Genomic DNA, 13,888 nt, shown 5'->3' with positions numbered 1-13,888 from the left:
TAGTAAGTACAAATCGGTTAGGTAGGTACTTATTGGTACATCTTTATGAAAAATCAGGAAAACTTTTTTTCAAGAAAATCAGCACCAGAGCGTTCCGCTCGCATGGTAGAAACCATCTACGGCTGTAAATGGTCGCTAACGGTTTACCAATTACTGGCAAATGGCATTAATCGCCCCGGTGAAATGGTGCGCTCAGTAGAAGGGCTATCTACAAAGGTATTGAATGAATGTTTGAAGCGAAATGTAGAATTCGGGATTTTAGATAAGCAAATGTTCAACGAACTGCCACCAAGAGTGGAGTACCAAGTGACACCGTTCGGTGAGAAGTTCTTGTTGATTCTAGACCAGCTGGAAAACCTTCAAAACGAAATCGACGAGATGTAAGCCCAAGCAAATCCGCTCAATACCAAATAATGGATAACACGCACTATTTAGCTCACTGGCATTTGCTCAAAGCGACCTTTGACAAAATCAATGAAGGTTCGGATTCGGCTTGGTTGATAGCGGTCTCGATGGTAGATCGCTGAAAAGTCGACCTTAGGCACTACCCATTCTTCAAACACTTGCAGTAATTGCCCGTCGTTCAGTTCTTGTAAGCAATAGATGGTTGGTACACGAATAATTCCGTTGCCCGACTTCGCGCCCTGCACCAACACTCGCCCATTTTTACATTGCAGTCTGCCCGTCACATGCACATCGACCGTTTTCTTGGTGTCGTCCAGTGCTTGAAAACTCCACTTACGCACCGATCCCGTTAAGCAGTCATGGTGGATCAGATCCTTAGGATGGCTTGGCTTTCCTTTACGAGCAAAATAATCAGGGCTCGCGAGTGTTCCCATCTCAATGTCTAAAAGCTTTCTTGCGATAAAGCCCGCGTCTTCTAAGCTTCCCATGCGAAAAGCGATATCAAACGCGTCTTCAATCAAGTCGACTCGGTTACTACTGAAATCAAGGCTAATGCTGATGTCTGGGTAGAGTTGCATGAACTCATTGACCAAATCCGCGATGATCACTTCACCAAGATAACCACCGACACAGTTTACTTTTATGTCGCCACGTACTTCTTCGACATCGTCCACAGCAGCAATCAGAGCTTGGTCTATGTTATCGAGGGCTTGCTCACATCTCGCGTACAGATCTTGCCCTGCGTGCGTCAGCCTCAAGGTTCGAGTGGTGCGGATAAACAGTGTTACACCCATCTGTTTTTCTAGACTACTCACTTGGCGTGATACGTGGGAGCGCGACACATCAAGCTCCTCCGCCGCTTTGGTGAAGTTACCTAAACGAGCGATAAGCACGAAAGAACGAATATCAGACAGGTTAATTTGATTGAGCATGGTCGCCAGCTTAGTTGTGAGATTTAAAAAGTGATGAAGTAATAAAGTGCACACATTTATTGTTGCACCACAGCAACAGTGTTTCAAGTAAAGCGCTATATATCAACAATGCTATTTTCCTTAATATACCTCCATCGCAACGAAGCAAGGCAACAAGCACTTGATTCGAATGCACTTAAACAACACGTCGTAGCCAACCGACGCAATTAGAGTACAGAGGAAATAAAATGAAAAAACTAATCGTAATTACAGGTGCAAGCTCTGGTATTGGTGAAGCAATCGCTCGTCGTCTAAGCGATGAAGGTCACCCTCTGCTACTTTTAGCTCGTCGTGTTGACCGCCTTGAAGCGCTTAACTTACCAAACTCTCTATCTGTGAAAGTAGACGTAACAGACAAAGCGTCTTTTGATGCAGCAATCGCACAAGGTGAAGCGAAATTTGGCCCTGTAGACGCGCTTATCAACAACGCTGGTGCAATGCTTCTTGGTCAAATTGATACTCAAGATGCTCAAGAGTGGAAGACAATGTTCGACGTGAACGTGATTGGTCTTCTAAACGGCATGCAATCTGTACTTGCTCCAATGATGGAACGCAACACAGGTACTATCATCAACATCAGCTCAATTGCAGGTAAGAAAACATTCCCAAGCCACGCGGCTTACTGTGGTACTAAGTTCGCGGTACACGCTATCTCTGAGAACGTTCGTGAAGAAGTAGCAGCTTCAAATGTTCGTGTTACCACTATCGCACCGGGTGCTGTAGAAACTGAACTTCTGTCTCACACTACATCTCAAGAAATCAAAGACGGTTACGATTCTTGGAAAGAAGACATGGGCGGCGTACTGGCTGCTGACGATATTGCTCGCGCGGTATCGTACGCTTACCAACAACCACAGAATGTATGTATCCGTGAGATTGCTCTAGCACCAACTAAGCAACAGCCGTAAGTTTCAGTGATTAACTTACGTAACGTCTTTGTTTAATTGACGTATAGAGAAAGGGACTTTTACTATACATAGTAAAGGTCCCTTTTTTTCTTTTGTCCGAACTCGATAAACACTAGGTTTGTTTTGCGACCTCTCGACCACGCCATTGAATCACAATCAGTGCGACAATAATTACAATCCCCAAAGGTCCTAGCCCGAATGGATTGAGTAGCAATAGTGGAATGGCAAGTAATGCTGCTAAGCGCTCAACCATGCTCAGTGAACGAATCAAATACCCTTCAATTGCGATCGCTATCGCGACAATAATAGTCAGCGTCTGGACGATTGACAAAAGCAACGCTGGCATTCCGTCGTCAGGATTCACAAGGCTTGTGTATGCCATCATAATTGGGATGATGAACAGACCACCCGCCAACTTGAACGCTTCTACCGAAGATTTCATTGGGTTAGCATTCGCTACACCAGCCCCAGCAAAAGCAGCCAAGGCTATAGGTGGCGTTACGTTCGAGGTTTGAGACAGCCAAAATACGATAAGGTGAGCAGTTAACAATGGTAAGCCAAAATCGCTTAGCATTGGTACAGCCATAACCGCCAACACAATATACGCCGCTGTTACAGGTAAGCCCATACCCAAAATTAAAGCCACTAAACTGATTAAGCCCAATGCAATAAGCATGTAGCCACCAGAGAAGTCCATCACAAACTGAGTAAACTGCAAACCGATTCCTGTTTGCCCTACCACACCAACAATAATGCCCGCCGCACCACACGCTGCAGAAATCGGCAACGCCATCAGTGCACCATTTTTCATCCCTTCAATGAATTTCTTCAATCCGATTCGACTGTGTTTACGCAGCGCCGCGGTTAGTAGAATTGCACTGCAACCCGCAACACCAACTAGCAACGGTGAGTAAGCCATCATTAAGAGTGCCGTTATCAAGATCAACGGAATCAGGTGGTGAGCGCCATCTTTCATCACCGAAATCACGGCTTCTGTTCTGCTTACAGCTTTGAGGTTCAACTTGCACGCCATTAGATGAACGTAAAGCAAAGTACAGAAAAAGTATAAAATAGCAGGAGCAATCGATGCGATCATGATTTCGCTGTAAGGCACACCAGTAAATTGCGCCATAACGAACGCACCAGCCCCCATAATTGGTGGCATAATTTGCCCACCCGTGGAGGCGGCAGCTTCAATACCTGCGGCTTGCTCTGGTTTATAACCAAGCTTCTTCATCATAGGGATAGTAATTGAGCCTGTGGTCACCGTATTCGCTATCGCAGAACCAGAAATAGATCCCAAACCTGCCGATGCCAATACCGCGGCTTTCGCAGGGCCGCCACGGTATTTACCGGCGATTGAGAATGCGAGATCAATAAAGAATTTACCGGCTCCGGTCACCTCTAGAAATGCACCAAACAACACAAAGATGAATACCGTTGTCGCGGCGATCCCTAACGCAGAACCAAATACACCATTAGCGGAGTAAATCTGGAACTGAATCAGCTCTTGTAGCGTGTAAGCCTTAATAGAAAAACCACTTGGCAGCATGTCACCGAACGCGCTATACGCAAGGAACAACACTGCGATTAACACCATCACCCAACCAACAGTACGTCGACACCCTTCTAGCAGCAGTACCAACAAAGCACTACCAGCAAACATGTCAGCAAATTGAAGACCATAGAATAGATGATTGATGTCGTTGTAATCGAATATCCATAAACGGTAGCAAGCAAACACCACCACTACACACAGGATCACATCGATCAGCTTGCCCACAATAAAGAGCTTATTCTTTCGGTTAGAGATCAATGGAAAGTGAAGGAAGATCAATACCAATACCCAACACAAGTGGATGGGTCTAAAATAGGTTGCCGAGATCGTTGAACTCACGCCTTGCCATATCTGAAAAGCCGACAGTGCTACTGCAACAACTAAAGTCAAATAGCCCATTGTTTTCACGAGTTTTTCATAGGGTAATAGTTGGGGTGACGCATTTTGATTATCAGGGGTAATATCCATATTAATGCCTGCTGGATAAGAACGAATTGATAAAAAGGGCAAGTGAGATTTCACTTACCCTGAGGTAAAGATGTTACTTACTTACTGAATCTAGGTACTTTTGAGCACCAGCATGAATCGGTACGCCTTGCAGTCGAGAAGCATTCTCTGGTGTGGTCATTTCAGCCATTTTCACGACTTTACGAATATCACCGATATTCTCAAAAGCGGCTTTAGTCAGATTGTAAGCCATGTCATCACTCATGTTGGCATTAACCACCAATACGTTCCACACACTAAGTGTCGATACTGGATCAACCTTATTGTAAACACCTGCTGGAATGTCGTAAGCACTGTAGGCTGGATATTGTCTCATGAAGTTAGCACTCTCTTCTTCAGAGATAGAAATCACCTTAACGTCGTGGGTTAACGCAATCTGTGTTACCGCGCCAACACCTTGACCACCAACAATGAAACCCACATCGATTTGACCATTCGCCAAAGCATTAGTGGTTTCTGAGTAATTAAGGTAAACCGCATCAATATCTTTTTTCACATCAATACCCATCGACTCAAGTAGTGCTGCAGATGTTACTGCCGTACCACTAGCAGGGGCCCCAAGGGAAACACGTTTACCTTTGAGTTGCGATAATGAATCAATACCAGAGTTTTTAAGAGTGATGGTATGAACTAGATTTGGATATAGAGCAAACAGCGTTTTCACTGGCATTTTCTTAGGAAATTTACCTTCGCCATTGTAGGCATCCAGAACCACGTTACCCATTGCAATCCCGGCGATCATATCGCCACGTACAACCTTGATGGTGTTCTCGACTGACGCTGCTGTCACTTCTGCTTTTGCATTCACATCCGGTACGTTTTCAGACCAGACTTTAGCTAATGCGCCACCAAATGGGTAATAGATACCACTTTGACCGCCTGTACCGATTGAATAGTTTTCTGCACTTGCCATCGTAGGCAGAATCGCGAGTAAAGCTACTAATAAGTTACGTTTAAGCACAATCATCTCCTTGATTATTAACCGTAATTAGATATACACCTAACTACAGGCTTTATTTTCTGTTCGTTTTTTGAGCCGTTCAAACATTACATGCGATCGAATATTGTGCAATTAAATACTATGCAATTGTGAAGCAAGTGTTAAATTGATCACTTATCAATAAAAAAGCGCCCAAGCTGGCTGGAGCTTGAGCGCTTTTAACAAACTAAAGATGTTGATTAGAAGTTGTAACCACCACCGATCATGAATACCCATGGATCAATATCAACGTCTGTTGAGTACTGTTTCCCACCAGCCTTGTACTTGGCTGTAGTATCGATGTCTGCGTACCAGACGGATGCGTTTAAAAACCAGTCGTCGTTGATCATGTAATCCATGCCAACATTCGCAGCCAGTCCCCACGAATCATCAAGAGACAAGTCACTTAAACCAGCATCTTTAGCCGCACCATTAAGCTCTTCGTCAAAGAATACGGTGTAGTTAATACCAGCACCTACGTAAGGACGGAACTTGCTGTTTGCTTCGCCGAAGTAGTACTGAACCATCAACGTTGGTGGTAAATGTTTTGTCTCGGCGATATCACCTAAACCACCATGGTTTGTAGAAATTGTATGGGAGAACGGCGTCGCTGCAAGAATCTCGAGACTGATGTTATCTGTAAACATGTAGCCAAATGTCAATCCAAGTTGGGTGTTTGAATCCACACCAAATTTTGAACCCGATGTCTCCAAAACATCTCCACTGCTATCGTTAGGAGACACTATTGCGGCACCAGCACGGATGATGAAATCACCCTCTTTATGAGCAAAAGCACTAGTTGACATAAGAGCCGCAATAACCGCAATACCACATACTGTTTTTTTCATTATAATTTCCTTTTGAGGGCTTAATCGTTATTGGTGAATGAGTAATCATTTCTTATTTTGCGTGCAAGGTAGCATATAATAACCCTACTTTATTGATGGAAATCAATTTGTGAAAACTTGTGAGAACTTATGTAAATTTGCATCGACTTGATCACTTTATTGCTTCATTTTATTGACAGTTTTGTAATGCAACTTTCCCGTGCGTCATTTCGTTAATTTAACCCATTCACCTTGCCCGGATCTATTTGGATCAAAATAGAGCAAGCCAACACCTCGTACGCATCAACTTGGTGCAATCTCGCAGAATTCATTCTCATCTCGTTTAATATTCAATGAGTTACATTTGGCTCAGCGCTTGCAAGTCTATGTTCATAATCATAAATACATTGAGGTTCTGACCATGCAAGACACTCTTACAATCGTTCTGGCCGGCGGTGTTGGCTCTCGGCTTTCTCCCCTTACCGATAACCGTGCAAAACCTGCGGTACCTTTTGGCGGTAAATATCGAATCATCGATTTCACGCTCGCGAACTGCTTACACTCTGGGCTGCGCCAAATTTTGGTGCTGACTCAGTACAAGTCTCACTCTTTACAAAAACATTTAAGAGATGGTTGGTCGGTGCTTAACCCCGAGCTCGGCGAATACATCACCAATGTCCCCCCACAAATGCGTACAGGTGATAGTTGGTATAGCGGTACTGCCGATGCGATTTATCAAAACTTGTATCTGCTTTCTCGTAGCGAAGCTAAGCATGTAGTGGTGTTATCAGGCGACCATATCTACCGCATGGATTACGCGCCAATGCTCAAGCAACATAAAAAGAACGAGGCCGATCTAACCGTAGCGTGCATGGAGGTTTCGATTGATGAAGCCAAAGAATTTGGTGTGATGGAGATAGATGAATCTCTAGAGATCAATAGTTTTACCGAAAAGCCACGTTACCCTGCATGTGTCCCCGGTAGGCCGACTCGAAGCATGGCTTCAATGGGTATTTACGTCTTTGATAAAGAGGTGTTAATACAAGCGCTACTGGCGGATGCCGAAGATCCGAACTCAAACCATGATTTCGGTAAAGACATTATTCCTAAATTGGTCGGCAACAACAGTGTTTACGCGTATAAGTTTGGCGACGAAGAAGGCCGAGTGACCCAAGATGCGTACTGGAGAGATGTGGGTACTATCGACTCTTACTACCAGTCCAATATGGATCTGTTAAAGCCAGCCTCACCTATCGATTTATACCAACCAGATTGGGCAATTCGCACCTACGAGCCGCAACTGCCACCTGCACGCACCATTGCTTCTGTAGAAGGAAACCAAGGAATATTCATCAACTCGATGATAGCGAATGGCGTAGTGATCGAAGGTGGCTCTGCGCAAAACTCGATATTCTTCCCGAAAGTGAAAGTCAGTAATGCCGCGATTGTGATTGATAGTATTCTGTTTGAAGATGTTGAGATTGGGAAAAATTGCCATATTCAAAACTGCATCATAGATAAGAACGTCAAAGTGCCAGATGGCACCCAAATCGGTATTGATAACCTTGCCGACGCTAAACGCTTTCACATATCGAAACAAGGCGTCATTGTGGTGCCCTCTTCTTACCAATTTGAAGAATAGCTATCGCTAAAACCAGATGGCGCTATAAAGGCAACCAAGAGTTGCCTTATTCAATAGTCGCATTCACGGAGCTTTGCTTTTTTATATAAACCACACTTTTTATATCAACTGCAGTGATTTAAAAAGAAAGCATTATCGGCATCAAACTAGCAATGATTTATAAAACTTAAACTAGAATAAGTATTTGAGCTGACGTTTGGTTAAGGCGATAAAACCTAGGCTGGCAAGGTAGATTAGAGGAATACTTCGCGAGTGAGGTATTTTTGAACATGTATTGAAAACACGAAACATAATATGCGATCAGTTCTTCGGACTTTCAAGGGAGTAAAGGGAGATTATTTGATAACACTGAAGTGAATCACACATGTGCTATTTCGCAGTTGGTTAAACTAACCGATGTTTGCTACGTTTAAATGACACAGTCATTGGAAAGGTATGATTTATGAAAATAAATGTTCAAACACATCATGTATCAATTAACGACGAGTCACGCAAAGACATCGAAGGTAAATTCGAGAAGATATCTAACCATTTCCCATCACTGATCAGCTGCGACATCATCATCACAAAAGAACATGGTCAACACCAGGTTGAAGTGTTCACCAACTACGAAGGTGTACGTGTAAACGCAAAAGCTACAGATGACGTTATGTATCCAGCTATCGCTTCAGCACTCAAGAAACTTGAAGCAGGCCTAAGTAACCGTAAGGGACAATTGAAATCAGACTTACACGAGAAACCAACGAGCACGAAGCCAGAAATTGCTTCAGACATCATCCAAGAGATGAAATTGGTATAACTCGACTAATAGTTAAAGCGCACTGACGAATAGAAGCGCACAAGAATTCCAAAGCCAGCATGCGTTGCTGGCTTTTTCGATCTACACCTCAATCAATTTATCAATCAACCTATTAATCACTTTAATTTTGTATCGCGACTGTCTAACACGCGTTCGCTTCCAACCTTAAAACACAGCCCAATCCTAGATCGTTTGACCAACTTATGTCACTGACTGCTATAACAATCACTAGTAGTATTTGATACAGTTATAAGCAAGAATTTAAACAACAAAGGAATGTTTATTATGAAAAAAATTGCATTAATTCTATTTCTCGCGACTCAACTTATGGCCTGTACAGAAGTGGGCAGTGAAGCTTGGTGTACTGATATGAAAGAGAAACCGAAAGGCGACTGGACTGCCAATGAAGCCGGTGACTTTGCTAAGCATTGTGTTTTCTAAACACAGCTCAGCATTAATTAGCAACACTGAGTGTAGACGTTTAACGACGAACTGCTCACTCTAAGCAACACAATCATTGGAATAGTGAGTTTTTAGATGGAACACCAACTAGGCAATAACTGGCAACACATCGAATGGGTATTAACCGACGTCGATGACACGCTCACTTGGCAAGGCTCACTCCCTCCTGAAACCTTGATTGCGTTACAAAAGCTAAGAGACAATGGAATCAAAGTGGTCGCGGTGACTGGCGCTTGTGCGGGTTGGTGTGATCATATTGCGCAACTATGGCCTGTCGATGCTGTGCTTGGAGAGAACGGCGCCTTCTTATTAGAGAAACAAGATGGTGCATTACAGCTTTCATCGGAAACACCACTAGAGCAAGTGCGCCAGAGCCAAACCAAGCTAAAACAACAAGTTGAAGCGATCTTGGCGAGTTACCCAGATCTATCCCTAACTCTGGACCAATCTTACCGCTTGTGTGAGGTCGCGATTGATATCGGCCAAAACCGTGAACCTGTTGACCCTGAAACTGTTCAAGCGGTACTCGAAAGAATACACGCTTTAGGCGCACACGCGACGGCAAGTTCGATTCATATCAATGCTTGGTATGGCGAGCACTCAAAGAAAAACGCAGTACATCGTTTTCTGGCTAATAAAGGCCTATCGCTTGAACAAATCCACAAGCAAGCGTGTTATGTCGGCGATTCAATGAATGATCAACAGATGTTCGAATCACTACCACTCACCGTTGGCGTGGCAAACATTAAGCATTATTGGGATAAGTTAGATCATCATCCAAGTCAGGTGATGTCGCAGCCGGGTGGCTATGGGTTTGCAGAATTTGTGGATGCACTTCTGACGCTTAAAAGTGAGACAGCGAAAAGCTAACCATCCTTGTCTAAACAAGCTTTCTGCCCATTCAAACAACATAAAAAAACGACCGCTAGGTAGACCGAAGTACCTAGGGTCGTTTGAGCTTCAAAATGCTAGATAAGCTCTTAACTTTGACACATCACACAAAACACGCTGCATTGCACCATATGTTTATATGAGTTTATTACGGATGTGGATCACCACCGCTTCTGCAACGATAACCACTGCAAAAATACTCACCAACACCATTGATACTTTTTGCCACTCAAAAAGGTTCTGCGCATCGTTGAGCACCACGCCAATACCACCAGCGCCCACCAAACCCAATACCGCAGATTCACGCACATTGATGTCCCAACGAAACAACACAATGGAATAGAACGCGGGCATCACTTGTGGCCAATAACCTTTAAGTAAAACGCTCATCCAAGAAGCGCCGGTTGCGCGCAGAGCTTCGATAGGCCCCATGTTCACTTCGGCAATCGCTTCCGCTAACAGCTTCCCTACAAAGCCGATACTACGAATGGCAATTGCCATAATGCCTGCGAGAACACCGGGGCCAAATAGTGCGATAAACAACAAAGCCCAAACCAATGAGTTCACAGAGCGTGAAGACACCAGAAAGAATTGAGCAATCCAATTCAAAGCTTTATTCGGAGTGATATTTGGCGCGTTCATCAGCGCCAAAGGGATAGCAAATACCAAGGTAAACAAGGTACCTAACGTCGCGATGTGCAGTGTCTCAATCATCGCTGCGTGAATCGACTCAGGATAGAACGCGTAATCCATTGGCACCATACGCTCGAACATGTCGGCAAACTGGGCTGGCGCGTCGTATAGGAACTCAGGAATCACTTCAACGGTTTGCCAAGACCAAACAATCGCACACACTAAGCTAAGGTAAGCGGCAAATCGAGCCACACGTTCGTTTGGTGTAAAGCGCTGCCACTCTTTATCGATAGATGCAGTTGTCATTAGAAGATTCTCCTAACAATATTGGAAAGAAATTCACCCACAAGAATCAATGCGATAATGGTGATCAAAATAGCGGCGACAAAGTCGTAATCAAAACGTTGGAATGCTGAGAAAAGCGTACCGCCAAGACCACCCGCACCCACGATGCCAACCATGGTTGAGTTACGTAAGTTTGAGTCCAATTGGTAGCTTGCAAAGCCTATGAAACGAGTAAATACCTGAGGCATCACCGCGTACAGAATGACGCTGACAAAGCTCGCCCCCGTCGCTTTAATCGCTTCAACCGGTTTAAAAGAGATCTCTTCAATCGCTTCTGCAAACAACTTGGCGATGAAACCAATCGATGCGAATACCAAGGTCAGGATTCCAGCAAGGGCACCGAAGCCCACCGCTTTCACAAATAGGATTGCGATGATCACCGGGTGGAATGAACGACACAGTGCGATGAAGCCACGAATCGGTGTCGATACAATCGAAGGCATCATGTTTCTTGCGGCAAGTAAGCCAAGAAACAATGAGATGATGATGCCGAAGAAACTCGAAATGATCGCTATCTGTAAGCTCTCCGCTAAGCCACTTAGCAGTAGATTAGTACGCGAGAAATCTGGCGGGAACATTCTTGATAGTAACCGCTCACTTTCACCAAAACCGATGACCAAACGATCAAAGGTCAGCCCTAATGTCGAAAAGCTGTAAAACAGGTAGCCAATGATTGCAGCGATAATTGCACGGTTAGTCCATGAGGTTTTGAACGGGTTTTCATGCTTCGCTGGCGACTGGTTTGACGGTACGCTTGGCGACGAGCTTGGGTTTAATCCAACCATGACTCACCCCCATAAATAATTTTCAGATCTTCTTCTGAAATACCTTCAGGGCTACCGTCATAATGCACTCTACCGTTACACATGCCGATGATACGCTTGGCATAACGCTTGGCTAAGTTTACATCGTGGATATTCACCAACACTGGGATGTTTTTCTGTTCTGCGAATGTCTCCATCAACTCCATGATCTCAACCGCGGTTTTTGGGTCGAGTGATGACGTTGGTTCATCTGCCAATAAGATATATGGGTCTTGCATAACGGCGCGAGCGATACCGACACGCTGTCTTTGCCCGCCCGATAAACTGTCGGCACGTTGGTTTGCAAAGTCTTGTAGGCCTACAAATTCAAGTAACTCGAACGCTTTTGCTAAGTCTTGTGGAGAATAGTTGCGACACCATGCATTCCAAGCCGTCATGTAACCTAAACGGCCACTTAACACGTTCTCGATAACCGTTAAACGTTCCACGAGGTTATATTCTTGAAACACCATGCCGATGTGTCGACGCTGTTTACGTAGCGCTTGGCCTTTTAATTGAGTCAGGTCTGCGCCATCAAAAATGATTTCGCCTTGGCTTGGATCGTTGAGGCGGTTGATACAGCGCAGAAGCGTACTTTTACCGGTACCAGATGGACCAATGATCGCGATGATGCCTGGCTCATCGATATCAATATTAATGCCTTTAAGGATTGGCTTGCCTGCCACATATTCGTGGAAAAGGTTGTTTATCTTTATTCCTTCATAGCTTGCTACGGCCATACTGCATTTCCTTGTGCGAATTTTAGAATGATCTATGCCCTACCCGCGAGGGCATAGATTTTTAGTTAAGGTAGGTGTTTTTAAAGAACTAAGTCTTTCGAAAACTTAGTCTTCTAATAGAAAAAGAATTAGCCGTTGTTTGCTTGTTTTGCTAACTCAGCGGCTTTTTTCTTCGCGCGTTTAGCCGCATCTTTTTCAGCTAACTTCTTAAGGCCTGTTTTGGTGTAAGCCGTACCTGTCGCATGAGCAATATCACGAATCACATCCCACTCTTCTTTGTAGCTGATTGGAGAGAAACGATCGGCACCTTTAAACGATGCGCTCATCTCTGGTGTAAAGCGGTAGCTAAAGAAAGCTTCGTTGATCTTCTCAACCAGTTCTGGTTTTAGGTTGTAAGCATAGCCAAACGCAGACGTTGGGAAGCGTGGGCTACGGTAGATAATCTTCAGTTCAGAATCGTCAACACGACCTGCTGCTACCATACGATCGTACACGTCCGATGCCACAGGTGCTGCGTCATAATCTCCATTGAAGACACCTAGAATCGATTGGTCATGCTTACCTGAGTAAAGCACCTTGTAATCTTCATCTGGCACTAGGCCTTTCGCTGGGAATAACGCACGAGGAGCTAGGTTGCCAGAGTTGGAAGATGCAGAAGTGTGTGCAACCTTTTTGCCTTTCAGATCAGACATTTTGTTAATGCCGCTGTCTTTACGCACAATCGTGATTAGGTTGTAGCCTTGGAAGCCAGACTCATCGCCCTTCACCGCAATTGGAACGTAACCTGCTAAATTAACTGCGTAGCCTGTTGGGCCCGTAGAGAAACCCGCAACATGCAGTCGACCAGAACGCATCGCTTCTACTTGTGCAGAGTTCGAGTGAACTGTGTAGTAAATCACTCGCTTACCTGTAATTTTACTTAGGTGAGCTTGGAAGTCGGCGAATGCATCTTTGTATAACGCAGGGTCTTCTACCGGAGTGTAAGTAAACACAAGCGTACTTGGGTCATTCCACTCATCTGGATTCTTTGGTGAATCGGCGACCAAATCTTGGTTTTCATCACAGTATCGATCGTCTAACACACCACGACTAGAGCAGTCGCTTGCCATAGCCATTGAAGGAAGTAGTAATGAGCTAGCGATTAACAGTCCTTTAACACTGATTTTCATATTCAAACCTTACTTTTACTTATTGTTGAAAGTCATCTTCGCTACTGCAGCCTTTGTGCCATCTTTTAATTTATTTAATTTCAATAACTTAAAGAAAAGTCTAAATTGGAAAATTACTTTTGTGTCATTACTGTCCAACCGAGAAGTCTCTATTTGGGTCATTTATGTCCCACCAATTTCGGTGGTAAAAAAAGAGGTTCATCGCGGCTTTCCGGGGAAAGCCGCTTTTATCTTCAAGAAGAAGTAGTC

At 44.3% G+C, this 13,888-nt stretch carries 14 protein-coding genes; 6 read left to right on the top strand and 8 right to left on the bottom strand.

The annotated features are described in order from the left end of the window. Positions 1–45: 45 nt before the first annotated feature. On the top strand, positions 46–384 hold the full coding sequence (locus tag ACED42_RS16600) for a helix-turn-helix domain-containing protein (protein WP_004733017.1): 339 nt from the start codon (positions 46–48) through the stop codon (positions 382–384). 47 nt (positions 385–431) lie between these two features. Here ACED42_RS16600 and ACED42_RS16595 read toward each other — a convergent pair whose 3' ends face one another. After that, positions 432–1,337: a LysR family transcriptional regulator gene (locus tag ACED42_RS16595; protein WP_009846264.1), complete on the bottom strand. Its 906-nt coding sequence runs from the start codon at positions 1,335–1,337 to the stop codon at positions 432–434. A 227-nt stretch (positions 1,338–1,564) separates the two neighbouring features. On the opposite strand from ACED42_RS16595, the gene ACED42_RS16590 reads away from it, so the two are divergent. Then, entirely contained in the window at positions 1,565–2,284 is a 720-nt protein-coding gene (locus ACED42_RS16590; RefSeq protein WP_009846263.1) for an SDR family oxidoreductase, read from the top strand. Positions 2,285–2,396: 112 nt separating this feature from the next. Here ACED42_RS16590 and ACED42_RS16585 read toward each other — a convergent pair whose 3' ends face one another. The 3 genes from ACED42_RS16585 to ompW all read right to left on the bottom strand — a co-directional run bounded on the left by ACED42_RS16585 (position 2,397) and on the right by ompW (position 6,176). Beyond that, complete coding sequence (locus ACED42_RS16585; protein WP_371703398.1) at positions 2,397–4,310, bottom strand: TRAP transporter permease; 1,914 nt, start codon at positions 4,308–4,310, stop codon at positions 2,397–2,399. A gap of 73 nt (positions 4,311–4,383) precedes the next feature. Further along, positions 4,384–5,316, bottom strand: coding sequence for a TAXI family TRAP transporter solute-binding subunit (locus ACED42_RS16580; protein WP_017102057.1), 933 nt, complete (start codon positions 5,314–5,316; stop codon positions 4,384–4,386). Positions 5,317–5,528: 212 nt separating this feature from the next. After that, positions 5,529–6,176: an outer membrane protein OmpW gene (gene ompW, locus ACED42_RS16575; RefSeq protein ID WP_009846262.1), complete on the bottom strand. Its 648-nt coding sequence runs from the start codon at positions 6,174–6,176 to the stop codon at positions 5,529–5,531. Between the two features lie 400 nt (positions 6,177–6,576). On the opposite strand from ompW, the gene glgC reads away from it, so the two are divergent. The 4 genes from glgC (at position 6,577) to ACED42_RS16555 (ending at position 9,928) form a co-directional block, all read left to right on the top strand. Then, a complete protein-coding gene (gene glgC, locus ACED42_RS16570) occupies positions 6,577–7,797 on the top strand; it encodes a glucose-1-phosphate adenylyltransferase (RefSeq protein ID WP_371703396.1) in 1,221 nt (406 codons plus the stop codon). Positions 7,798–8,239: 442 nt separating this feature from the next. After that, the gene (gene hpf / locus ACED42_RS16565; RefSeq protein WP_009846260.1) at positions 8,240–8,596 is read left to right on the top strand and encodes a ribosome hibernation-promoting factor, HPF/YfiA family; all 357 of its coding nucleotides are present in this window, start codon (positions 8,240–8,242) and stop codon (positions 8,594–8,596) included. Positions 8,597–8,881: 285 nt separating this feature from the next. Further along, a complete protein-coding gene (locus tag ACED42_RS16560) occupies positions 8,882–9,037 on the top strand; it encodes a DUF3012 domain-containing protein (protein ID WP_004732998.1) in 156 nt (51 codons plus the stop codon). Positions 9,038–9,133: 96 nt separating this feature from the next. Then, positions 9,134–9,928, top strand: a complete 795-nt coding sequence (locus ACED42_RS16555; protein ID WP_371703394.1) for an HAD-IIB family hydrolase — start codon at positions 9,134–9,136, stop codon at positions 9,926–9,928. A gap of 156 nt (positions 9,929–10,084) precedes the next feature. On the opposite strand, the gene phnE (ACED42_RS16550) is transcribed toward ACED42_RS16555, so the two are convergent. The 4 genes from phnE (ACED42_RS16550) to phnD all read right to left on the bottom strand — a co-directional run bounded on the left by phnE (ACED42_RS16550) (position 10,085) and on the right by phnD (position 13,639). Continuing rightward, positions 10,085–10,888: a phosphonate ABC transporter, permease protein PhnE gene (phnE, locus tag ACED42_RS16550; RefSeq protein ID WP_371703393.1), complete on the bottom strand. Its 804-nt coding sequence runs from the start codon at positions 10,886–10,888 to the stop codon at positions 10,085–10,087. Further along, entirely contained in the window at positions 10,888–11,712 is an 825-nt protein-coding gene (gene phnE, locus ACED42_RS16545; RefSeq protein WP_371703391.1) for a phosphonate ABC transporter, permease protein PhnE, read from the bottom strand. The genes phnE (ACED42_RS16550) and phnE (ACED42_RS16545) overlap by 1 nt, the downstream gene beginning before the upstream one ends. Next, the gene (phnC, locus tag ACED42_RS16540; RefSeq protein WP_371703389.1) at positions 11,700–12,470 is read right to left on the bottom strand and encodes a phosphonate ABC transporter ATP-binding protein; all 771 of its coding nucleotides are present in this window, start codon (positions 12,468–12,470) and stop codon (positions 11,700–11,702) included. The genes phnE (ACED42_RS16545) and phnC overlap by 13 nt, the downstream gene beginning before the upstream one ends. A 128-nt stretch (positions 12,471–12,598) precedes the next feature. Next, complete coding sequence (phnD, locus tag ACED42_RS16535; protein ID WP_004732989.1) at positions 12,599–13,639, bottom strand: phosphate/phosphite/phosphonate ABC transporter substrate-binding protein; 1,041 nt, start codon at positions 13,637–13,639, stop codon at positions 12,599–12,601. Positions 13,640–13,888: the final 249 nt, after the last annotated feature.

Source organism: Vibrio sp. FF145 (assembly GCF_041439075.1).
Lineage (GTDB): Bacteria > Pseudomonadota > Gammaproteobacteria > Enterobacterales > Vibrionaceae > Vibrio > Vibrio tasmaniensis_A.
Note: the sequence above shows the minus strand (reverse complement) of the source record. Positions and strands in the feature narration are given on the sequence as shown.

Bases quoted from the DNA above. Each gene is read 5' to 3' on its own strand.
- ACED42_RS16600 (WP_004733017.1), top strand. From the start codon at position 46: ATGAAAAATCAGGAAAACTTTTTTTCAAGAAAATCAGCACCAGAGCGT.
- ACED42_RS16595 (WP_009846264.1), bottom strand. From the start codon at position 1,337: ATGCTCAATCAAATTAACCTGTCTGATATTCGTTCTTTCGTGCTTATC.
- ACED42_RS16590 (WP_009846263.1), top strand. From the start codon at position 1,565: ATGAAAAAACTAATCGTAATTACAGGTGCAAGCTCTGGTATTGGTGAA.
- ACED42_RS16585 (WP_371703398.1), bottom strand. From the start codon at position 4,310: ATGGATATTACCCCTGATAATCAAAATGCGTCACCCCAACTATTACCC.
- ACED42_RS16580 (WP_017102057.1), bottom strand. From the start codon at position 5,316: ATGATTGTGCTTAAACGTAACTTATTAGTAGCTTTACTCGCGATTCTG.
- ompW (WP_009846262.1), bottom strand. From the start codon at position 6,176: ATGAAAAAAACAGTATGTGGTATTGCGGTTATTGCGGCTCTTATGTCA.
- glgC (WP_371703396.1), top strand. From the start codon at position 6,577: ATGCAAGACACTCTTACAATCGTTCTGGCCGGCGGTGTTGGCTCTCGG.
- hpf (WP_009846260.1), top strand. From the start codon at position 8,240: ATGAAAATAAATGTTCAAACACATCATGTATCAATTAACGACGAGTCA.
- ACED42_RS16560 (WP_004732998.1), top strand. From the start codon at position 8,882: ATGAAAAAAATTGCATTAATTCTATTTCTCGCGACTCAACTTATGGCC.
- ACED42_RS16555 (WP_371703394.1), top strand. From the start codon at position 9,134: ATGGAACACCAACTAGGCAATAACTGGCAACACATCGAATGGGTATTA.
- phnE (WP_371703393.1), bottom strand. From the start codon at position 10,888: ATGACAACTGCATCTATCGATAAAGAGTGGCAGCGCTTTACACCAAAC.
- phnE (WP_371703391.1), bottom strand. From the start codon at position 11,712: ATGGTTGGATTAAACCCAAGCTCGTCGCCAAGCGTACCGTCAAACCAG.
- phnC (WP_371703389.1), bottom strand. From the start codon at position 12,470: ATGGCCGTAGCAAGCTATGAAGGAATAAAGATAAACAACCTTTTCCAC.
- phnD (WP_004732989.1), bottom strand. From the start codon at position 13,639: ATGAAAATCAGTGTTAAAGGACTGTTAATCGCTAGCTCATTACTACTT.